Raw genomic sequence first — 21776 nt, 5'->3', positions numbered from 1 at the left:
GGCTTTGTGCCAGGCAGAACAAAAATGCTTACGCTGTGTGGGCCTTGTACGCTGCCTCGTCCATCAAACCTTCGAGTTCGCTTCTGTCGGCGATCCTGAGTTTGAAGATCCACGCCTTACCTTCTGCGTCGGAATTGACCAGTCCAGGTTCTGCGCCGAGTGCGTCATTGACTTGCAGGACTTCACCCGTAATCGGCGCATAGACGTCTGAAGCTGCCTTGACCGACTCGACCACCGCCGCGGCTTCGGTCTTCTTAAGCTGGCGTCCGACTTTCGGAAGCTCGACGAAGACGACGTCTCCAAGCTGTGACTGCGCGTAGCCGGTAATGCCGATCGTTGCAGTATCTCCCTCAATGCGGAGCCACTCGTGATCGGTGGTATACAAAACGGTCATGACAAATCCTCAACGCTTGTAATTGTGTGGAACGAAAGGCATAGCGCATACCCGCAGCGGCAGCCGTTGTCCGCGCACGTTTGCAAAAACGAGACTGCCCGTGGCGGCATGTGATGTCGGCAAATAGCCCATCGCGATCGGCGCGTTCAGGCTTGGTCCGAAGCCGCCCGATGTCACCGTGCCAATCGGATCGACCGAGCTTGCATCAGCGAACAGCAGCGCGCCCTCGCGCACGGGGGTGCGGCCTTCCGGCCTCAGCCCGATGCGGCGGCGCGGCGCACCTTGCTCGAATTGGGGCAGAATGACATCTGCGCCGGGAAAACCGCCCGTGCGCGCGCCACCGTTCCGCCGGCTTTTTTGCACGGACCATTCCAGAGCGGCCTCGACCGGCGTTGTCGTTGCGTCGATGTCGTGACCGTAAAGGCAAAGGCCGGCCTCCAGTCGCAGGCTGTCGCGAGCGCCAAGTCCGACCGCCATCACGTCGGGATCGTCAAGCAATGCCGACACCACGTCCTCGACCTGAGCCGCGGGAATCGAAATTTCGAAACCGTCCTCGCCGGTGTAGCCTGAACGCGAGACCAAGCAGTCCACGGTGACGCCAGCGATTCGCACCCTCTGCGCCCCGGCATCCATGAAGCGCATCGCCGGCGCTTCAGGACATGTCTTCGCCAGCACGGACGCCGCCTTCGGACCCTGCAGCGCGATCAGCGCGCGATCCGCCAGAACCTCGATGGTGCAGACCTCGGAAAGGTGCTCGCGCAGATGCGCTTCGTCGGCGGCTTTGCAGGCGCCGTTAACGACCAGGAACAGGTGGTCGCCGAGATTGACCACCATCAGGTCGTCGAGTATGCCGCCGGCCGCATTGGTGAACTGGGCATAGCGCTGCCGTCCCGATGCGACCGCCACGATATCCTGCGGCACCAGCCGCTCCAACGCCAGCGCGGCGTCCTTGACGTCGCCGGACTTCGGCCGCAGCGCGATCTGGCCCATGTGCGAGACATCGAAGAGGCCAGCTCCGGCGCGGGTATGGAGATGTTCCTTCAGCACGCCAGAGGCGTACTGCACCGGCATGTCATAGCCTGCAAACGCAACCATCTTGCCGCCCTGTGCCCGGTGGAGGGCGTGCAGGGGCGTTTTTTGCAGGGTCGGCGCTTCGGAAACATGCGTCGCCATCAGGGGTCCTCGTGGTTGACAGGGAAAATTCCCTGAAAACCTGTAGAAACCCCATCTGTCGCTGTGCCTGAGAGTATTATCCCGTCGGCGGACCCCTCCGGCTAGGCCCAGGGGTCTCTTTCCAGATGTAAACCAGTCGCGCGGTCCTTTTGCCTGAGAGTTTCCGGGGCGGTTGCTCCTTCGGCGCCGGCCTGCTTCCATTTCCGAAGCGGCCGATCTCTCCCGGCGCGACTTATAAGCAGATATGAGGAAAATACGGTTTGAACAAGGTTGTCAACGCAGTGCAGCATCTTTCAACAAATGTTATTTGGGACCCGGCCAAGCCTCTGATCCTCCTGCACACTTTCTGGACAGCCCGCCCACCCACGTCTAAAAGCGGTCGCTGGACACAATGCGAGTCTAACTTGCGCGTACTCTGACCGCAAAATCGGTATCCACTTTTGCGGAATACATGCTCAGGGTCGCGAGCCCTTTTTGACGCAATGGAACACAATGAGCGGCGTTAACGACATCAGGTCGGCGTTTCTGAACTACTTCGCGGCTAACGGCCACCACATCATGCCCTCGTCCCCGCTGGTTCCGCGCAACGATCCGACGCTGATGTTCACCAACGCGGGCATGGTGCAGTTCAAGAACGTCTTCACGGGCGTTGAAAAGCGGCCCTATCAGCGCGCCACCACCTCGCAGAAATGTGTGCGCGCGGGCGGCAAGCACAACGATCTCGACAATGTCGGCTACACCGCGCGGCATCACACCTTTTTCGAGATGCTCGGCAACTTCTCATTTGGCGACTACTTCAAGGACCACGCTATCGAACTCGCATGGAAGCTGGTCACCCAAGAGTTCGGACTTCCGAAGGACAGGCTTACCGCCACCGTCTACATCGACGACGACGAGGCGTTCGAGCTCTGGAAGAAGATCGCGGGCCTGCCGGAATCGCGCATCATCCGCATCAGTGGCGCTGACAATTTCTGGCAGATGGGCGACACCGGTCCGTGTGGTCCGTGCTCGGAGATATTTTACGATCATGGCGACAAGATTCCCGGCGGACCGCCGGGATCGCTGGACCAGGACGGCGACCGCTTCGTCGAAATCTGGAATCTCGTGTTCATGCAATACGAGAAGCTGCCGGATGGTAGCCGCCTGAACTTGCCGAAGCCGTCGATCGACACCGGCGCGGGGCTTGAGCGCGTGGCCGCCGTGCTTCAGGGCAAGCACGACAATTACGACATCGACCTGTTTGTAGCGCTGATCCGCGCTGCGGCGGATCTGACCGGCGCCGACCCGCAAGGCCCGATGAAGGCGTCGCTGCGTGTGATCGCCGATCACTTGCGCGCGTCCTCGTTCCTGATCGCCGACGGGGTGCTGCCATCGAACGAAGGCCGCGGCTACGTGCTGCGCCGGATCATGCGGCGCGCGATGCGCCACGCCCAGTTGCTCGGCGCGCGGGAGCCGCTGATGTGGCGGCTGGTGGGCGTGCTGGTGCGCGAGATGGGCGAGGCCTATCCCGAGTTGCAGCGCGCGCGAGCGCTGATCGAGGAAACACTGCGGCTCGAGGAGACGCGCTTCCGCAAGACGCTGGAGCGCGGACTCTCTATTCTCGACGAGAAGAGCGTGTCGCTGAAGAAAGGCGACATGTTCGACGGCGAGACCGCGTTCACGCTGTACGACACCTACGGCTTCCCGCTTGATCTGACGCAGGACGCGTTGCGCGCGCGCGGCATTGGCGTGGACATCGCGTCGTTCACCGACGCGATGGAACAGCAGAAGGCCAAGGCGCGGGCGGCTCGCTTTTCGTCTGGCGAAACGGCCACCGAGGCTGTCTGGTTTGCTTTGCGCGAAAAGTTCGGTGCGACCGAATTTCTTGGCTATGAGACAGAGAGCGCAGAAGCTCAGATTATTGCAATTGTCCGAGGAGACGAGGAAGTCACACAACTTGAACCGGGTTACGGTGGCAGGATCGTTCTCAATCAGACTCCATTCTACGGGGAAAGCGGTGGTCAGGTGGGCGACCGCGGAATATTCCGTTCGGACGCGAACAGTGCGCAGCTTCTCGCAGAAGTAATCGACACACAAAAGCAGGCTGGTGATCTTATAGTTCACCATATCGGGCGCGAACACGGACTCTTGAAGGTGGGTGATACCGTGCGTGTCGATGTTTATCATGAACGACGGTCGGCCGTCCGGGCCAACCATTCCGCGACTCACATTCTGCACGAAGCTTTGCGTCAAGTGCTCGGCGATCACATTGCTCAGAAGGGGTCGCTTGTTGACGATAAGCGGCTGCGCTTCGACTTCGTTCACAACAAGCCGATCAGCGCGGACGAACTGCGCCGGATCGAGGACATCGCCAACGATGTCGTGTTGGAAAATGGCGAGGTGACCACACGGCTGATGGCGGTGGACGACGCGCGCGAGGCCGGGGCGCGGGCGCTGTTCGGCGAAAAGTACGGCGACGAGGTGCGCGTGGTGTCCATGGGCGGCACGGGACGGCAGGGCGCGGCGAGCAATGCGCTGGGCTGGTCGGTGGAGCTCTGTGGAGGCACCCATGTGAAGCGCACCGGCGATATCGGCCTGATCTCGGTGACCGGCGAAAGCGCGGTGGCGTCCGGCGTGCGCCGGATCGAGGCGCTGACCGGGCATCATGCGCGTCGTCACGCCAACGACGCCATCCAGCTTGCGAAAACTGCGGCCGGCGAGTTGCGTACTACGCTCGAGGACATGCCGGCGCGGATCACGGCGCTGGTGGAGGAACGCAAGAAGCTCGAGCGTGAATTGTCCGAGGCGCGCAAGAAGCTCGCCATGGGCGGCGGCGGAACCGCAAATGCAACGTCGAGCGCGGCGGGCGTGCGCGATGTCGGCGGCATCAAGCTGATGGCGCGTTCGGTCGAAGGCATCGAGATCAAGGATCTCAAGAGCCTCGCGGATCAGGGCAAGAAGCAACTCGGCTCAGGCGTCGTCGCGCTGGTCGCGACCAGCGATGACGGCAAGGCCAGCGTCGTCGTCGGCGTGACACCCGATCTGGTGACCCGCTTCTCGGCGGTCGATCTGGTGCGCAAGGCGTCCGAGGTGCTCGGCGGCAAGGGCGGCGGCGGCAAGCCGGACATGGCGCAGGCCGGCGGACCCGATGGGGCAAAAGCGGGCGCAGCACTCGACGCCATCGCCGCGGCGATGGGCGCGTAACCGGGGACTGCGAGCGCGCGGGTGTTACTCCGCTCTCGTTGCCTTGGTCAGGTTGTCAGCCACCTTGTCGAGGAAGCCGGTGGTGGAGAGCCAGCGCTGGTCGGGGCCGACCAGAAGCGCGAGGTCTTTGGTCATGAAGCCGGCTTCAACGGTGTCGACGCAAACCTTTTCGAGCGTGGTTGCGAAATTTGCCAGCGCCTCATTGTCGTCGAGCTTGGCGCGATGCGACAGGCCGCGCGTCCATGCGAAGATTGAGGCGATCGAATTCGTCGAGGTCTCCTTGCCTTTCTGATGCTCGCGATAGTGCCGCGTCACGGTGCCGTGGGCGGCTTCGGCTTCGACCGTCTGGCCGTCCGGCGTCAGCAGCACCGAGGTCATCAAGCCGAGCGAGCCGTAGCCCTGCGCCACCGTGTCCGACTGCACGTCGCCGTCGTAATTCTTGCAGGCCCAGACGTAGCCGCCGGACCATTTCAGCGCCGAGGCCACCATATCGTCGATCAGGCGATGCTCGTAGGTCAGGCCCTTGGCCTCGAAGTCCTTCTTGAACTCCCGGTCATAGATATCCTGAAAGATGTCCTTGAAGCGGCCGTCATAGACCTTGAGGATGGTGTTCTTGGTCGACAGATAGACCGGGTAGCCGCGCAGCAGGCCATAATTGAACGAGGCGCGCGCAAAATCGATGATGGAATCGTCGAGATTATACATTTCCATCGCGACTCCGGGGCCGGGCGTCTTGAACACCTCGCGCTCGATCACCGTGCCGTCCTCGCCGACGAACTTCATGCTCAGCGTCCCCTTGCCCGGAAACCTGATGTCGGTGGCGCGGTACTGGTCGCCATAGGCATGGCGGCCGATGATGATCGGTTTGGTCCAGCCGGGGACGAGGCGGGGCACGTTCTTGCAGATGATCGGCTCGCGGAAGATCACGCCGCCGAGGATGTTGCGGATGGTGCCGTTCGGCGACTTCCACATGTGCTTGAGGCCAAATTCCTTCACCCTTGCTTCATCCGGAGTGATGGTGGCGCACTTCACCCCGACGCCCACTTTCTTGATGGCGTCGGCCGCCTCGATCGTGATCCGATCATCGGTCTTGTCGCGCGACTCCATCCCGAGGTCGAAATACATCAAGTCGATATCCAGGAAGGGATTGATCAGCTTGTCTTTGATGTATTGCCAGATGATCCGGGTCATCTCGTCGCCGTCGAGATCGACGACGGGATTGGTCACCTTGATTTTTGCCATGGGGGCTCGGGCCTTTTCGGGATAAAGCGCTTGGAGGGGCAGCCTGGACGGCTCGGGCTATAGCATCGCGACAGCGCAGGCGGAAGCCGGACTTGGCAGCCGGCTCTCACCTTCCGCCGGAAAATCAAGACGCTTCATAAACTCATTATTTCACTTGAGAAAAAGTTGTATAGGCGCAATCGAAGACGTGGGCCGCAGCGCCGTTGAACCAGAATCTCAGCTTGAACTGAAACACGAGGCAAGATGTCCGGCACCGACAGGACGAAAACCGGCATCGACGTCGTCGGCCCCACCGTCATTCTGGTCGAGCCGCAGCTCGGCGAGAACATCGGCATGGCGGCGCGCGCGATGGGCAATTTCGCCCTGACGCGGCTGCGCATCGTCAACCCGCGCGACGGCTGGCCCAACATCGCGGCGGAGCGCGCGGCGGCGGGCGCCGACCACATCCTCACGCGGGTCGAACTGTTCGATACCGTGGCCGAGGCGGTCGCCGACTGCACGCTGCTGTTCGCGACCACCGCGCGCGCTCACGATCAGGCCAAGCCGGTGGTGGCGCCGGAAGCGGCGGCGGTCGAGGCGACCGCACAGATCGCGGCCGGCGGCCATGTCGGCATCCTGTTCGGCCGCGAGCGCGCCGGCCTGTTGAACGAGGAGGTGGCGATGGCCGATCGCATCATCACCTATCCGGTCAATCCGGGTTTCGCCTCGCTCAACCTGGCGCAGGCCGTGCTGCTGATGGGTTACGAATGGTTCAAGCTGGTGACGCGCGGCGAGTTGCCGTTCGCGATGCCGGAACGCTCGGAGCGGGCCTCCCAACACCAGATGCAGGCGTTCTTCGACAATCTCGTCAGTGAGCTCGACAAGGTGGAATTCCTCCGCCCGGCCGAGAAGCGCGACACCATGCTCGTCAACCTGCGCAACATCTTCACCCGCATGGAGCCGACCAAGCAGGACATGCACACGCTGCACGGCGTGGTGATGGCGATTGCGGAAGGGCGCAAGGGGCCGGCCAAGGGCGGCGTGCTCGACGGCGCGCAGGCGACGCGGCTGCGAGCGCTTTTGGCCGAGCAGGGGCCGGGCGGAGCGTCCGCAGACAGCAGCAGCACGGTGCGCGGGCTGGCGCGGTTGCTCAGACGAAATCCCACCGATGCCGAACGTATCCTGTGGCAAGCGCTGACGCGCGACCGCCGCTTCGCCGGCCAGTTCAAGCGGCAGACCCCGGTCGGCCGGCACATTCCGGATTTCGTGTCGTTCGCGCAGCGCGTTGCGATCGAACTGGTGAATGCGGACGAGAGCGACACCATCGCGCGCGACCGCGCAAGCCGCGCCGCGTGGCTCGCCGAACGCGGCTATCGCGTGGTGGAGATCGAGGCGGCGGCGGTGGAGAGCGATCTGGCGGGTGTGTTGGACGGGCTGGCGGGGAAGATGGGGGAGGGGAAGGAGCAATAGAACGTCTGTCCGCGAACCTTTCCGAAGGGTACGACATGTTTAGCCAAATTCTGTGCCCAAACGCAGTCGAGGACTATCCTTCCTGCGTCAATGTGAGTCGCCGATGGGTGGGTGGGGAGGTCGCAATTATATTGAACCGCTCGGCAGGTTAAGCGCATGCCAGAAATCTCTGCAAATGTAACGCTAAGGCCGACACGCATAGGTTTCCTCGTTCGACCGACCGACCTTAAATCGGTACGAACGATTATGCGGGTCTGCGCGTGCTTGTGGGGTGGCAGTTACAACCCGATTATTCCGGTATTTACGAAGCCGCCACGCGAATGGAAGCCAGGGGCGTTCGATCGCGTTATCGGTGCGGATGTGGCAGCCGGATATGTTCGGTTTTTTGAGCCCGACGTTTATGTCGAGGCCGAAGAGGGACTGCTTGAAGCTGCGGGACTCAATAGGCTACGCGAAGAACACTTCATCTATCCGACCGTTATGACGTTGGCCGAAATGCTCAAGAGTGAGCAAGAGAAAGCTTGGTGGGAGCCACCGTTTGGCCTGCCGATAGATGACGTGTTCGCTCACCTTTACAAGACTGAGCAACAATTTATTCAGCGTACCCCCCGAGAGAATCTTCTCGTCAGTGCCGAGAGAGGGAGCGCACTTACCGAAGCCGTCTTCGGTCATTACCTCAAAAGCAAGGCCGCCGATTACATCCAAAGTACCTATATCGATGTGTTTGAGCCGCTCAAATGCAAGCCGGACCCGGCTACGTGGCAAAAGGCTTATAGAGGTCGCGGCTTTTTTCCACTCGCGGCAACTCGGTACGGACTTAACCTAGAGCGTTACTGGCACCACGAGTTAACCCTCTTCGTGTTTGATCCGAAACGCCCGACGGATTTAATCGACCTATGGAATCTAAGACTCGAGCCCGCGTCCGGTTCTCCCAATACCGGTCGAATGGTTTAACGCGTTAGCCGACGACATTTTCGATATTTTGAAGTTGCAGCATCGCCCCATCATTGGAAATCCACAGGGGCTCATGCATAACGCCACGATCGAGTTTGCGCGCTCTCTCGCGCGGCCAGTAGTGGAATCATTGGTCAAGTCCTTAAAGCCCGGCCTGCCAAGCGGCGCACTCGTGGTGAAACATTGGCGCAATCCAATTTGGATTGAACACCGCAACAGCCACGTTCATCGCGATCACAGGATGAAGGTTTCGGTTGAGAAAAAGTCTGTCGAATTGAGAGTGAAGGATGACGAGAAGCAACTTCGAACCGAGTTCTCGCCAATTGAACCGGAATTTTCTCGTGAGTATGGCCGGAGCGAGCATCGCTGGGTCAATGTGCTGCAAGTGTCTTCGTATGGTGCAGGTCGAGATATTGCGTCTATTCTTCCGTTCAACACGTTCGATCGCTCGTGGCCCCGTCTTGGAATGGGCGGTGAACGTGTTGCGGTCAGCAGCGAGGGCTGGGTTTACCCGCAACAGTACAAGAGTTTTTCGCAGTGGGTCACGCTTCTGCGAACGGACGAGGCCATTGTTGGCTCTTTGAATCAGCTTGGGGTCAAAGCCGAGTTGTCTGAACCCGGCCACATCGCAAAGCAAATGCTGGAGAATCTTGAAGGGCTTTGGGCAACTAATTTGCTGGCTGACCTGCCGACGATTCAACTACTGAACAAGATGGCTGGCGGACTTCGTAGGAAAAATAATGAAGACGGTGTCACTGAAGAGAATTTCGGGCTTAGGACAGCTCCACTGAAGGAGTGGACAGACCTAATCTCCCGAAGAAATGCTAGTCAGCGCTTGCCTGTCGTAAAGTTGGAGGAATTTACCAAACGAAACATTATTCGGATCGGACTTGAGACAAAGTGCCAGCATTGTAAGGCCATGAATTGGAATACATTGACCTCAGCCGACTATCGGATCATCTGCGAGCGCTGTTTGAAGCCTTACGATTTTCCGCAGGCGGATATACTGGATTACAATCGAAACTGGACTTATCGGGTCGTCGGCCCATTTTCCGTTCCCGATTACGGGCGTGGGTCATATAGTGCGATCCTTGCGCTGCGTGTGTTGGAAACCTTTCACAGTTTCGCTGATAGGATGACTTTTTCGACCGCTATGAAATTCGCGTTCGACGGGATCGAGAAGGAAGTCGATTTCGTCGCTTGGAGAGGTGAGGATAGGCTAACGCCTGAAAAGCCGCCCCGACTAATTATTGGCGAGACAAAGTCTCTAGGTCGTGACGCAGTCATCAAGCCCAAGGACGTGGCGAAGTTAAAAGCGGTCGCGCAGAAATTACCGGATGCTGTAATTGTCATTGCAGTATTACGCGACCATTTTACGGAAAAGGAAAAAAGGATTTTAAGAAAATTCGTCACATGGGGACGTCGTATAAATCCCTACGGCGAGCCAACTAATCCGCTACTTTTGCTAACCTCACACGAACTGTTCATGGACCATTATGTTCCGTACACGTGGAAGAATCTAAGCGGTGAGCATGCGAAGTTTGCGGATTATAACATCACGCGTGATTTACATAGCTTCGCCGACGCGACCCAGCAGATATATCTTGGTTTGAAATCGTTCTTCGAGGGGCGACATGAGCTGTGGGCTGCGAACCATGCGCGGCTAAATGCGAAGGCAAAGGCTTAGCTGGCTAAATCCCGACAAAGTCCAATCGCTTCACGCTTCTACCTCCGCCTAGCTCTCCTCTCCCTCAATGCCGGATGATCCGCCTCCACCGGCAAATTGGCATCGATCACCAAATCCAAAGCCTCCTGCGGGGCGCGGTCGATATCGACGCCGCCGCGGTGCAAGTCCTTGAGCGCAGTGCGGATCGCTTCGTCGCGCGAAAGCCGGTCACGCCCGGTTTCCGCAAGGCCCAGCGATTTGCGTCGCCGGTATCCGCCGATCACCTCGAGCCGCGCCATCTTCAAGACCTGCAACGCCCGCATCATCTCCTCGACGTCGATGTTCGGCGCGTCTTCCAGTTCGCGCACGGCGCGCTCGGCCAGCGCCCGCAGTCGTTCGGCCAGCTTGCGCAGCTTCAGCCGCCGTCCCGCGCGCGCCGTGGGGTTCATGTCCTTGTGGCGCGGCGCATGGGGCGGTCGCTGCCAGCCGTGGTCGCGCTTCCAGCCGGTAATATTGCTGTGGGGAATGCCGACCTTCTCGCCGATCTCGCGATAGCTGAGGCCGGTGGTTTCGACGAGCCGGCGTACCTTGGCGACGGTCAAGTCGCTGTGCATCCGCCGCAGGCCCGGCGGCCGGTGGCCATCGATCGCGGGCGGTCCCTCGGCCGGTTCGTCTGGTTTCACGCGAAGGCGGGTGAGGGCGGGAGGCGTGCGAGGCAGGATCATAATGCGGAATATAATCCTATATCGCCGCGCGAGCAAGAGGATGAAAGGTAGCGTTCCCCTCGTGGAACTGCGTACCCTATGACGGGTGCCTGCATATGCGGCATTCGTTGCGCAAATTCCGATCAATCGCTCGCCGTCCGCGCCGATTTCTCAAGTCAAACGCTGTCCGGACCCGCCTTCGCCATCGTGGCACGGGCATTGCAATGGATTGTCCCAGGCCCTTTCGAGTCAGATGGGAGATGATGATGAAACGATCCGACCTCACGGAAAAGATTCTCGATGTCAAGCGCGAGAAGGAATGGAGCTGGTCATACATCGCAGGCGAGATCGGCGGTTATTCCGAGATCTTGATCGTCAGCTCGCTGCTCGGCCACATGAGGCTGTCCAAGCCGCAGGCTGCGATCGCCGGAAAGCTGTTCGGCCTCTCCAAGGCGGAAACCGCGATGCTCAGCGAGGTGCCTGTGCGCGGCGCGGGCGTGCCGATGCCACCGACCGATCCCTTGATCTACCGCTTGTACGAACTGGTGATGCTCAACGGACCGGCGCTGAAAGTGCTGATCGAGGAACAGTTTGGCGACGGCATCATGTCGGCCATCGACTTCGACCTGGAGCTTTCGCGCGTTGCCAGCCCGAAGGGCGATCGCGTCAAGATCGGCATGTGCGGCAAATTCCTGCCGTTCAAGTATGCCGCCCCTGCCGGGACTGCCACCGGGGGTAATGTGGAGCACCAGCTCGAGAAGGCGTGAGAAAACGGCTCCGCTCGACCGGCGTGGTCATCACGAAGAAAAGCAGGGGCAACGCGTTGCGAATCGCCCCTGTCTGATCCGCGCCTAGCGCAAAGCCGGCGCGGGCAAATTTTGTTGCGAAAATGAGGGAGGCGGGAGAAGTTTACGTCCCCGCCTTCACTTGAGCTACGGCGTCCGCCAATAGCATATCCATTTGCGCGCGGACCTGCTGTTCCGTGAGTGCGACGCCCTTGGCGGTCAGGTCGCGCATCACCTTCTGGAGCACGTCGTCGTCACCCGGCTGTTCGAAGTCGGCGGTGACGACCTCATTGGCATACGCGCTGGCGGCGTCGCCGGTGATTCCGAGCTTCTCCGCGACCCACAGGCCCAATAATTTGTTTCGGCGGGCAAAGGCCTTGAATTTGTGTTCCTCGTCGAGGGCGAACTTCTTCTCAAAACCCTCTTCACGCTTTTCGAATGAGTTCATGGCCTGGGTCCGGTTTCCGTTGTTGCCGAAACTGCCGACCGGCCGCGTTGCCGCGACCGGTTGGAGTTCCTAAGTAAGATACTAGATAGGAAAGGGCCTATCCGGGAACAACAGGCGCAAGGTCGCAGGCAGCGGGTAAAACTTCGCTTCTGACGGCCTGCATTGATTGTGCGGGGTGACTCAATCGGCTACGTTGCGAACAGGCTGGGGTTCTTGTTCTGTTTCCTGTTCTTGTTCAGGGCTCCTGGCTTTCGCGGCAGCTCCGCCACGGTCACATCAAGCGCTCGGAGCACACCAGATTCATGGATTTCAACAACACACGGTACATCCCAATGAGCCGTCGGCGTCGCATTTACGAAGGCAAGGCCAAGGTGCTTTACGAAGGACCGGAGCCGGGCACCCTGATTCAACACTTCAAGGACGACGCGACTGCGTTCAATGCCAAGAAGCATCAGGTGATCGAGGGCAAGGGTGTCCTCAACAACCGGATTTCGGAGTACCTGTTCCAGCACCTCAACGACATCGGGGTGCCGACGCATTTCATTCGCCGTCTCAACATGCGCGAACAGTTGATCCGCGAGGTCGAGATCGTGCCGCTGGAAGTCGTGATCCGCAACGTCGCGGCGGGTTCGCTGTCGCAGCGGCTCGGCATCGAGGAAGGCACTCAGCTGCCGCGCTCCATCATCGAGTTCTATTACAAGAACGACCAGCTCAACGACCCCATGGTGTCGGAGGAGCACGTCACGGCGTTCGGCTGGGCGACGCCGCAGGAGATCGACGACATCATGGCGCTGGCGATCCGCGTCAATGATTTCCTCACCGGGCTGTTTCTCGGCATCGGTATCCGGCTGGTCGATTTCAAGATGGAATGTGGCCGGTTGTTCGAAAATGAGATGATGCGAATCGTCGTCGCCGATGAAATATCACCCGACTCGTGCCGGCTGTGGGACATCAAGTCGAACGAGAAGCTGGACAAGGACCGCTTCCGTCGCGACCTTGGCGGGCTCCTGGAGGCCTACACCGAAGTTGCGAAACGGCTCGGCATTCTGATGGAGAACGACCGGCCGGTCGGCGCCGGCCCGGTGCTGGTGAAGGGATAGTTTTCGCTGCCTCCTGAAGACGGACAAAGATAGAAGCTGGATATGAAGGCACGCGTTACCGTCACGTTGAAAACCGGAGTTCTTGATCCGCAGGGCAAGGCCATCGAGGGCGCGCTGAAATCGCTGGGCATCGAGGGCATCGCCAGCGTGCGTCAGGGCAAGGTGTTTGACATCGAACTCGCCGGCGACAAGACGAAGGCGGAAGCCGCGCTTAAGGCTGCCGCCGACAAGCTACTGGCGAACACTGTGATTGAGAACTATCGCGTCGAGGTTCTGGGCTAGGCGACGCACGACATGAAATCCGCCGTCCTCGTCTTTCCCGGCATCAATCGCGAGCGCGACATGGCGCGCGCGTTGCAACTCGTATCCGGGCGCGAGCCCGCGATGGTGTGGCACGCGGAAACCTCTCTTCCCGAGGGCACCGATCTCGTCGTGGCGCCGGGCGGCTTCTCCTACGGCGACTATCTTCGTTGCGGCGCCATCGCCGCGCGCTCGCCGATCATGAACGCGGTGCGAGCCTTCGCGTCGGATGGCGGTCTTGTGCTCGGGGTTTGCAACGGTTTTCAGATTCTGTGCGAGTCCGGGCTTTTGCCGGGAATCCTGATGCGCAACGCGCGGCTGAAGTTCATCTGCCATGACGTGCATGTTCGAGTCGAACGCTCGGACACGCCGTTCACGCGCGGCTACAATGCCGGGCAGGTGATCCGCGTCCCCGTCGCCCATGGCGAGGGCAACTACGCCGCCGACGAGGACACCATTCGCCGCCTTGAGGGTGAGGGTCGCGTTCTCTATCGTTATTGCTCGCCGTCTGGCGAGGTCGGCGATACGCATAATATCAACGGCGCTGCGCAGTCGATAGCTGGCATCATCAACGAGCGCGGCAATGTGCTCGGCATGATGCCGCATCCGGAAAATCACGTCGAAGACATCATGGGCTGCACCGATGGGCGCGGGCTGTTTGCAGGGCTCGTCGCGCATCTGGAGCGGGCAGCGTAGCATCGTGGATGCAGTCCGCTGACATGCTACTGCCTTGTGTCCCTCCTGGGAGACCATGTGTTGGTGATTGCGGTGCCATCAGCCAGGCATATTCAGAATGGATCGTACAGAGATCGGCTTGAGCGCTGATCCGCTCGTCCTAAAGCGTTTTCGAGCGAGGTGGAGTCCGGTTCGCGTGAAGAAAACGCGTCAAATAAAAGATTGAGTCTGTCACCGTTTCCGTGAAGCGGTGGCAGACTCTAGTGGCTATGTGAATGGCTGGGGCTTTCTGTCGACGAACACGTCTATCTGCTCCGGAGAGGATCATGACATCATGATCAAGGCGCGCGATTTCGATGTTCTTTCGCCTGAATTTCACGCGAATCCTTTTCCGACGCTCGACCGTATGCGAGCCGAAGGGCCGATTGTTCGTATTAGGTTGCCGATCATCGGCTACACATATCTGGCCGTTACGCATGACGCCTGCGCCGCGCTGTTGAAGGATCATGTGAACTTCGCGCGCGATCCCGCCAATGCGGGGAGCAGAACACAACTGCGAATACTGAGGTTCCTTCCAAGGACGATCGGCCTTCTCGCGCTAAACATGCTCGGTCACGACGACCCTGAACACCGCCGTCTGCGCGGTCTCGTCGACCAAGCGTTTGCGCGCCGCACGATAGAGGCGATGAGGCCGATGATTTCCGAGATCGCTGATCGTCTTCTCGACAGATTGAAGGGGAGGACAGAGGTCGATCTCATGTCCGAGTTTTGCCGGGACCTGCCGCTTTCAGTCATCTGCGCGATGCTCGGCCTTCCGGATCAAGATCACGATCGATTCAAGAACTGGCTGGGCGGGTTAAAGAACACCGCCAGTATTGGCGCGGTCATCCGCGCCATTCCCGGTGTGATCAGTGTTGTCCGCTACTTGCGCCGTAGTTCGAGATCGGGAGGTGGCGCGCTGTCCGACGGACTGATCGCAGAGCTTCGCGATGCCGAAATCGCTGGCCAGACCCTCAGCGAGGACGAACTGGTATCGATGATTTTTCTGCTGTTCGGTGCCGGCCAGGAAACCACGACCCATTTGATTTCAGGCGGGCTCTTCGCCTTGTTGTCCCACGAGGATCAACTCAATCAGATCCGCCGTGATGCGGGCCTGATGCCGACTTGCGTAGAAGAGTGCCTGCGCTACGTATCGCCGGTCCAGATGACGAAACCGCGCTTCGTGACTGGCGAACTCGTTTGGCAGGGCCGACAGTTCCGTCGTGGCGACATGATTGCCGGATTCGTCGCGGCCGCGAACTGCGATCCGGCCAGATTCGAGTACCCTCATCGTTTCGATATCACGCGGCACCCGAACCCGCACCTTTCCTTTGGCACGGGCGTACATTTTTGCCTTGGCTTCCAACTTGCTCGGGCGGAGGCGGCCATCGCGTTCGAACGCATTTTTGCGCGCTTTCCGGACATGCACCTGGCTACGCAGGCGAGGAGTACCGAGTGGCACAAGCGCCTCGGCATGCGGGGGCTGACGCAACTGCCTGTACGGCTCGTAGCGTAAATGTCAGATCGCGTGTTATTCACCGCCGTGTCGCTCGGTGCAGGTTAGCCAGACGGCATTCCCGGCCTCGGCTCCACGCAACCCATGGAAAGCGCGAAATCGGCCGGTAAAAGACCTTTTCCCGCGCATCCGATCTCCTTATTAAGGAGGTAAATCGCGTCAGGACCCATGATCAACAACGAACCCCAGATCACTCCCGAGCTTGTCGCTTCGCACGGCCTCAAGCCGGACGAGTACGAGCGCATTTTGAAACTGATCGGCCGGACGCCGACCTTCACCGAGCTCGGCATCTTTTCGGCGATGTGGAACGAGCACTGCTCGTACAAGTCCTCGCGCATCCATCTGCGCGGACTGCCGACGAAAGCGCCGTGGGTGATCCAGGGGCCGGGCGAGAACGCCGGCGTCATCGACATCGGCGACGGGCAGGCGGTGGTGTTCAAGATGGAGAGCCACAACCATCCGAGCTACATCGAGCCTTATCAAGGTGCGACCACCGGCGTCGGCGGTATCTTGCGCGACGTCTTCACCATGGGCGCGCGACCCATTGCCTGCCTCAACGCGCTGAGCTTCGGCGATCCGTCGCACCCCAAGACGCGGCATCTGGTATCGGGCGTCGTTGCCGGCGTTGGCGGCTATGGCAACTCGTTCGGGGTGCCGACGGTCGGCGGACAGGTGCGCTTCCACACCCGCTATGACGGCAACATCCTCGTCAACGCCATGGCGGTCGGGCTCGCCGATGCCGACAAGATTTTCTACGCGGCAGCGTCGGGCGTGAACATGCCGATTGTCTATCTCGGTTCCAAGACAGGCCGCGACGGCATTCACGGCGCCACCATGGCGTCGGCCGAATTCGACGATGACAGCGAGGAGAAGCGTCCGACCGTTCAGGTCGGCGATCCCTTCGCCGAAAAGCTGCTGCTGGAAGCCTGTCTCGAAATCATGGATGCCGGGTGCGTCATCGCGATCCAAGACATGGGCGCGGCGGGGCTGACGTGTTCGGCTGTGGAAATGGGAGCCAAGGGCGATCTCGGCGTCGATCTCGATCTCGATAGCGTGCCAACGCGCGAGCAGGGCATGAGCGCCTACGAGATGATGCTCTCGGAATCGCAAGAGCGCATGCTCATGGTTCTGAAGCCCGAGAAGGAAAAGCAGGCGGAGGCGATCTTCAGAAAGTGGGGCCTCGACTTCGCTATTGTCGGCTCCACCACGCCAAGCAAGCGCTTCGTCGTCAAGCACGGCGGCGATGTGATGGCCGACCTCCCGATCAAGGAGCTTGAGTCGGAAGCGCCGCTATACGACCGGCCGCATGTGCCGTCGCCGCAGTTGCCCGTCATTCAGGCGCGCGACGTTGCACCGCCTTTGCCCGTCGTCGATGCGCTGGAAAAACTGATTGCCTCGCCGGAGCTGTGTTCGAAGCGCTGGGTGTGGGAGCAGTACGATCATGTCATCGGTGGTAACACCGTGCAGCGGCCCGGTGGCGATGCGGCGGTGGTGCGCGTCGAGGAAGGACCGAAGGGGCTTGCGCTTACTGTCGATGTGACCCCGCGCTATTGCGAGGCCGATCCATTCGAAGGCGGCAAGCAGGCGGTCGCGGAAGCCTGGCGCAACATCACAGCGGTCGGCGGCCGGCCGCTGGCGATCACCGACAACCTCAACTTCGGCAATCCGGAGCGGCCTGAGAATATGGGCCAGTTCGTCGGCTGCCTGAAGGGCATCGCCGATGCCTGTCGTATGCTCGACTTTCCCGTCGTGTCCGGCAACGTCTCGCTTTACAATGAGACAAACGGCCGTGGCATTCTACCGACGCCCTCGATCGGCGGCGTCGGTTTGCTGGATGACTTCACCAAGTCAGCCTCGCTTGCCTTCAAGGCGGAGGGACATCCGATCCTGCTGATCGGTGATACACAAGGCTGGCTCGGTCAGTCGGTTTACTTGCGCGATATCTGTGGACGCGAGGAGGGAGCGCCGCCGCCGGTCGACCTCGCCGCGGAAAAGCGCAATGGCGATGTTGTGCGCGGCATGATTCACGCGGGAACGGCAACGGCCGTTCATGACGTTTCCGATGGTGGACTTCTCGTCGCGCTGGCGGAAATGGCGATGGCGAGTGGCATCGGCGCTGCACTCGACGCGGCGGCGGCCGCGATCGTGCCGCACGCGTGGTGGTTCGGCGAAGATCAGGCGCGTTATATCGTGACCGTTCACGAGCAGGACCTCTTGAGCGTTTTCACCAAGCTCAAGGCGGTGGAGGTGCCTTGCATTCAGATCGGGCTGACCGGTGGTCACGAGATCGCGATTGCCGGCGAGCGCGCCGTCCACATCAAGACCTTGCAGCGCGGCTTTGAAAGCTGGCTGCCGGACTATATGGCGACGAAAAGCTGACGTCCGGCTAGAGGACACGCCTGTGCCGGAAATTTAGTGCAGCGCGGCCCTCGTCACCCAACTCAGCACGAATGTGCCGACGGCTGCTGAAACGGGCGTACGGCAGTTCTGTGCTGAGGACACAATGCACGAGCGCAACGATGGTGGGTCCAACCATAGCTTCCGGTTGGCGCACAAGCTATCATCCCGATGACGTCACCATCGTTGTCGAACATCTCAAGCCCGGGAGCATCGCGCCGCTCAGTACCCATAGTTCGGGCAAACCCAGCTGCCGTAGGCGTTGTAGCCGCAGCCGCTGCGGTAGTAGGCTCCCGTCGCAGCTGCGCCGACCGCTGCCGCACCCACTGCCGCGGCACCGACACCGTAGCCGCGATAGCCGTATCCTCCACGATAGCCGTAGTGTCCGCCGCGCACGGCAACAGTGCCGCCCCGGTATCCCCGACCTGCAACCGCGCCGCCGCGATGCACGGCACCGCCTCGGTGCATGCCGCCGCCGTGGAAACCTCCGGCGTGCATACCGCCGCCACGACGGGCGAATGCGTCATTGGGGAAGGTCGTGACCAGCAGCATGGCTACGGCTGCCGAAGCGATGAGAAATTGACGCAACATTTACGTACTCCTTCTTCGAGAGAGGAAAGCCGCGGACGCCTGCGCATCGCGCCGCTGAACCGCAGGTTCTCTCCGAAGCCTCGCGCGCGGGAGCTTCGCGCCCTTGACCTACATCAACCTTGCGGTCCCATCTGCGTGAATGAACTGTTCCATCCCCTCCGACGCCGCACGCTTCCGGCTCCTGACTTGATCTAATCGCCGACGGACGGCCCGATGCGGCCTGGGTTCGGCGTCATCATGACCGGGTGATCGGGACCGGGTATCTTCCGGTCGCTTTCTTGCGGTTGGAAGATTCATGCAAATATAGGACTGATCGGCGCGACGGGGATCGGGCGACCGCGTTAAGTTGAGCAGACGTCACGGCGATTCCGGTGCATGATCCGGGCTAGTGTCCCGATTCCGAAGTTCGCATGTCTCCGCGGCAACCTTTGATGCGAATTTAGGAATCAAAGGGACACTAGTAACTCTATGATTCTAGTGTGTTTGGTTCAGAAATTCGCTTGACTGACTCTCAGGAAAATAAAGCGAACGTTTGAACCACCTCACTAGCCGGATTTAGGAGGCACTTTGATGCCGATGGAAGCGCGGGAAATCGAATCGATGATCAAGGAGGCGATTCCGGACGCCCAGGTGACGATCCAGGATCTTGCCGGTGACGGCAACCATTACTCGGCAACCGTCATTTCGGAGTCGTTCCGCGGCAAGTCTCGTGTGCAGCAGCATCAGATCGTCTATCAATCGCTAAAGGGTCAGATGGGTGGCGTGCTGCACGCATTGGCTTTGCAGACCGGCGTGCCGGAGTAGTCCCGCCTCAGCTAATCAGCGCGTGAACCGAAAACATTCGCTCCGGATCGGTCCACGCCGCTATCGGCGTCCAACCAGCGCCCTTCGCCAAAGCGTTGAAACGGTCGGTGCTATACTTGTAGCTGCTTTCGGTGTGGATGCTTTCGCCGGTGCGAAAGGAGAAGCTGCGGCCCTGCAAGCGGGCCGTCTGCGGCTTTTTGCTAACGAGATACATCTCGATCCGGTGTCGATCCCGATTGTAGATCGCGCGATGGGCGAAGGCGGAGAGGTCGAAATTGCCGCCGAGTTCGCGGTTGACTCGCGCCAGGATATTCAGGTTGAAGCGCGCGGTGACGCCGGCGGCATCGTTATAGGCATCGTACAGCGTCCGTTCGTTCTTCTCGAGATCGACGCCGATCAGCATGTACGCGCCTTCGCCCAGGATATTGCGAGCCCCACGCAGGAAGCGGCAGGCTTCGTGAGGTTCGAAGTTGCCAAGGGTTGATCCGGGGAAGAATCCGACTTTCGGCATGGCCGCGACTTGATCGGGTAGAATGAATGGCGCGGTAAAATCGGCGGTCACCGGATAGATTTTCAGATGTGGAAAGTCTTTTCGCAAGTCGCGAGCCTGTGCGTTGAGAAAGTCACCCGAAATGTCCACCGGCACATAGGCGGTAAATTCACACGCGGCCAGCAGCAGCCGCGCTTTGGTGGGAGCGCCGGCCCCGAACTCCACCAGCGCCGCATGTGTGGGAATGATCGAAGCAATTTCGGCGGACCGATCACGTAGAATACCGAGCTCTGTGCGTGTCGGATAATATTCGGGAAGCCGCGTGATCTGTTCGAACAGTTCGGAGCCTGTTGCATCGTAAAAATACTTTGGCGGGAGCTGTTTCGGATGGTGAGACAATCCTGTGATCGCGTCACTCGCGAATGCCCGCGTGCTTTCGTCGGATCCAGGTCCCTTGGCTAAAGCGGCAGCATGCAGATTCATGGCATTCTCCCTGCGCAACGCGACGCACTTGAGTTGGCAGCGATCAAACGCCGTAGTCCGCCAGGCGCAGACCGGTGAATTGCCAACGGTGGTGCGGATAAAAGAAGTTCCGGTAGCTGACGCGGCTGTGCCGCTCCGGGGTCGCCAACGATGAGCCGCGGAGAACGAGCTGGTTGACCATGAACTTGCCGTTGTATTCTCCGAGCGCGTCTTGGCTGGCGCGATATCCGGGATAGGGCGAGTATGCGCTTCGCGTCCACTGCCAGACCATGCCGAACGCATCGTCGAGCTGTTCGGCTCGGGCCGCGACTTCCCATTCCATCTCAGTTGGCAAATGCTTGCCGCTCCAGCGCGCGAAGGCATCGGCCTCATAATAGCTGACGTGGCAGACCGGAGCATTGGCATCGATCGGCCGCAAGCCGCCAAGCGTCATGACCTGCCAACCATCGGCCGTCTTCCGCCAGTAGCCCGGGGCTTCCCAAGCCTCGCCAGTCGCCGCAGCGAAGCCGTCCATCAACCACAAACTGGCGGTGCGATAGCCGCCGTCGTCCATGAAAGCGAGCCAGTCGGCATTAGTGACGAGACCGCGCGCGAGCTTTACCGGGCCGACCAAAACGCGGTGCGCGGGCTTCTCGTTGTCGAAATGAAAGCTATCGCCCTGATGTCCGATGGTGTGGATGCCCTCAGTCAGTCTTGTCCATCCTCTGCCGGCGTGTGGAGCAGCGGATGTCCATAGCGTGTCGTAAGCCGGCGCCATCGGATTTTGGGCAAATGCGTGCAGGATATCCGTCAGCATCAGCTCCTGATGCTGCTGTTCGTGATTAAGGCCGGCTTCGATCAGCGGAATCAGTCCGGCCAGCATTTTGTCGCTGGTATCGTGAAAGAATTTGACGACCGCGGCGTCGATGTGCCGGCGATAGGCGGTGATTTCTTCCGCGCCGGGACGGGTCAGATGGCCGCGCTGGGCGCGGGCATGACGCGGACCCACTCCGACGTAATACGAATTGAAGAGGAAGGCGTAATCCGGATGAAATGGAATGTAGCCGGGCTTGTGCTCCCCGAGCAGGAACTGTTCCCAGAACCAGGTCGTATGGGCACGGTGCCATTTCGTCGGACTGGCGTCCGGCATTGATTGCACCATCTGGTCTTCCGGCGTTAGCGGCTCCGCACGCCGCTCCGTTTCGCTCCGGACGGCGAGAAATGCATCTGTCAGGCGGCCGGCCAACGTCCGTGAACCGGAAAATAGCGACGGGTTCGGGGCGGCCATTGCGGCTGCGGCAGACGCAGAGTTCGTCACGGAAATCTCCGGTTTGGGAAAGAACGTTGCTCCGGACATTGGGTTCCGTGGAACGATCCGTTCGCAAGTTATGGAATGGAGTATTG

19 protein-coding genes and 1 riboswitch are annotated in these 21776 nt (G+C 60.3%); of the genes, 11 read left to right on the top strand and 8 right to left on the bottom strand.

What is annotated here, in order from left to right; all coding sequences use genetic code 11:
• Positions 1 to 28: 28 nt before the first annotated feature.
• Together gcvH and gcvT are read right to left on the bottom strand one after the other, a co-directional pair.
• Positions 29 to 394, bottom strand: a complete 366-nt coding sequence (gene gcvH, locus ACZ5IL_RS15860) for a glycine cleavage system protein GcvH (protein ID WP_464592961.1) — start codon at positions 392 to 394, stop codon at positions 29 to 31.
• A 9-nt stretch (positions 395 to 403) separates the two neighbouring features.
• A complete protein-coding gene (gcvT, locus tag ACZ5IL_RS15855) occupies positions 404 to 1567 on the bottom strand; it encodes a glycine cleavage system aminomethyltransferase GcvT (protein WP_464592959.1) in 1164 nt (387 codons plus the stop codon).
• A 131-nt stretch (positions 1568 to 1698) separates the two neighbouring features.
• A riboswitch (glycine riboswitch) is annotated at positions 1699 to 1803 on the bottom strand.
• A gap of 256 nt (positions 1804 to 2059) precedes the next feature.
• On the opposite strand from gcvT, the gene alaS reads away from it, so the two are divergent.
• Positions 2060 to 4750, top strand: a complete 2691-nt coding sequence (alaS, locus tag ACZ5IL_RS15850) for an alanine--tRNA ligase (protein ID WP_464592957.1) — start codon at positions 2060 to 2062, stop codon at positions 4748 to 4750.
• 24 nt (positions 4751 to 4774) lie between these two features.
• Here alaS and ACZ5IL_RS15845 read toward each other — a convergent pair whose 3' ends face one another.
• Entirely contained in the window at positions 4775 to 5992 is a 1218-nt protein-coding gene (locus ACZ5IL_RS15845; RefSeq protein WP_464592955.1) for an NADP-dependent isocitrate dehydrogenase, read from the bottom strand.
• Positions 5993 to 6235: 243 nt separating this feature from the next.
• Here ACZ5IL_RS15845 and ACZ5IL_RS15840 point away from each other — a divergent pair, with 243 nt between their 5' ends.
• From ACZ5IL_RS15840 to ACZ5IL_RS15830, 3 genes are all read left to right on the top strand, one after another.
• On the top strand, positions 6236 to 7441 hold the full coding sequence (locus tag ACZ5IL_RS15840; RefSeq protein WP_464592953.1) for a TrmJ/YjtD family RNA methyltransferase: 1206 nt from the start codon (positions 6236 to 6238) through the stop codon (positions 7439 to 7441).
• 156 nt (positions 7442 to 7597) lie between these two features.
• The gene (locus ACZ5IL_RS15835) at positions 7598 to 8395 is read left to right on the top strand and encodes a hypothetical protein (RefSeq protein WP_464592951.1); all 798 of its coding nucleotides are present in this window, start codon (positions 7598 to 7600) and stop codon (positions 8393 to 8395) included.
• A gap of 73 nt (positions 8396 to 8468) precedes the next feature.
• Positions 8469 to 10082 (top strand): hypothetical protein, encoded by a 1614-nt coding sequence (locus ACZ5IL_RS15830; RefSeq protein WP_464592949.1) that lies wholly within the window; start codon positions 8469 to 8471, stop codon positions 10080 to 10082.
• A gap of 38 nt (positions 10083 to 10120) precedes the next feature.
• Here ACZ5IL_RS15830 and ACZ5IL_RS15825 read toward each other — a convergent pair whose 3' ends face one another.
• Positions 10121 to 10744: a hypothetical protein gene (locus tag ACZ5IL_RS15825; RefSeq protein WP_464592947.1), complete on the bottom strand. Its 624-nt coding sequence runs from the start codon at positions 10742 to 10744 to the stop codon at positions 10121 to 10123.
• Between the two features lie 287 nt (positions 10745 to 11031).
• Between ACZ5IL_RS15825 and cynS the strand changes: the two genes are divergently transcribed.
• On the top strand, positions 11032 to 11532 hold the full coding sequence (cynS, locus tag ACZ5IL_RS15820; RefSeq protein ID WP_425908980.1) for a cyanase: 501 nt from the start codon (positions 11032 to 11034) through the stop codon (positions 11530 to 11532).
• 142 nt (positions 11533 to 11674) lie between these two features.
• On the opposite strand, the gene ACZ5IL_RS15815 is transcribed toward cynS, so the two are convergent.
• The gene (locus tag ACZ5IL_RS15815; RefSeq protein ID WP_464592945.1) at positions 11675 to 11998 is read right to left on the bottom strand and encodes a DUF1476 domain-containing protein; all 324 of its coding nucleotides are present in this window, start codon (positions 11996 to 11998) and stop codon (positions 11675 to 11677) included.
• 332 nt (positions 11999 to 12330) lie between these two features.
• On the opposite strand from ACZ5IL_RS15815, the gene purC reads away from it, so the two are divergent.
• From purC to purL, 5 genes are all read left to right on the top strand, one after another.
• A complete protein-coding gene (purC, locus tag ACZ5IL_RS15810) occupies positions 12331 to 13098 on the top strand; it encodes a phosphoribosylaminoimidazolesuccinocarboxamide synthase (protein WP_173815946.1) in 768 nt (255 codons plus the stop codon).
• Between the two features lie 42 nt (positions 13099 to 13140).
• Positions 13141 to 13380 (top strand): phosphoribosylformylglycinamidine synthase subunit PurS, encoded by a 240-nt coding sequence (purS, locus tag ACZ5IL_RS15805; RefSeq protein ID WP_079446443.1) that lies wholly within the window; start codon positions 13141 to 13143, stop codon positions 13378 to 13380.
• Between the two features lie 12 nt (positions 13381 to 13392).
• Complete coding sequence (purQ, locus tag ACZ5IL_RS15800) at positions 13393 to 14094, top strand: phosphoribosylformylglycinamidine synthase subunit PurQ (protein ID WP_464592943.1); 702 nt, start codon at positions 13393 to 13395, stop codon at positions 14092 to 14094.
• A 313-nt stretch (positions 14095 to 14407) separates the two neighbouring features.
• The gene (locus ACZ5IL_RS15795; protein WP_464592941.1) at positions 14408 to 15628 is read left to right on the top strand and encodes a cytochrome P450 family protein; all 1221 of its coding nucleotides are present in this window, start codon (positions 14408 to 14410) and stop codon (positions 15626 to 15628) included.
• A 168-nt stretch (positions 15629 to 15796) separates the two neighbouring features.
• Positions 15797 to 18007 carry a phosphoribosylformylglycinamidine synthase subunit PurL gene (gene purL, locus ACZ5IL_RS15790; RefSeq protein ID WP_464592939.1) on the top strand — a complete coding sequence of 737 codons (2211 nt, stop codon included), beginning with the start codon at positions 15797 to 15799 and terminating at the stop codon, positions 18005 to 18007.
• Between the two features lie 240 nt (positions 18008 to 18247).
• On the opposite strand, the gene ACZ5IL_RS15785 is transcribed toward purL, so the two are convergent.
• Positions 18248 to 18616 (bottom strand): hypothetical protein, encoded by a 369-nt coding sequence (locus ACZ5IL_RS15785; RefSeq protein ID WP_464592937.1) that lies wholly within the window; start codon positions 18614 to 18616, stop codon positions 18248 to 18250.
• Between the two features lie 570 nt (positions 18617 to 19186).
• On the opposite strand from ACZ5IL_RS15785, the gene ACZ5IL_RS15780 reads away from it, so the two are divergent.
• Positions 19187 to 19420 carry a BolA family protein gene (locus ACZ5IL_RS15780; protein WP_292611719.1) on the top strand — a complete coding sequence of 78 codons (234 nt, stop codon included), beginning with the start codon at positions 19187 to 19189 and terminating at the stop codon, positions 19418 to 19420.
• 7 nt (positions 19421 to 19427) lie between these two features.
• On the opposite strand, the gene egtD is transcribed toward ACZ5IL_RS15780, so the two are convergent.
• Both egtD and egtB read right to left on the bottom strand, forming a co-directional pair.
• Positions 19428 to 20393: an L-histidine N(alpha)-methyltransferase gene (gene egtD, locus ACZ5IL_RS15775; protein WP_464592934.1), complete on the bottom strand. Its 966-nt coding sequence runs from the start codon at positions 20391 to 20393 to the stop codon at positions 19428 to 19430.
• Between the two features lie 43 nt (positions 20394 to 20436).
• A complete protein-coding gene (gene egtB, locus ACZ5IL_RS15770; RefSeq protein WP_464592932.1) occupies positions 20437 to 21690 on the bottom strand; it encodes an ergothioneine biosynthesis protein EgtB in 1254 nt (417 codons plus the stop codon).
• Positions 21691 to 21776: the final 86 nt, after the last annotated feature.

The organism is Nitrobacter sp. CN101, from assembly GCF_055390255.1.
This window is presented reverse-complemented; position numbering and strand designations above follow the sequence as displayed.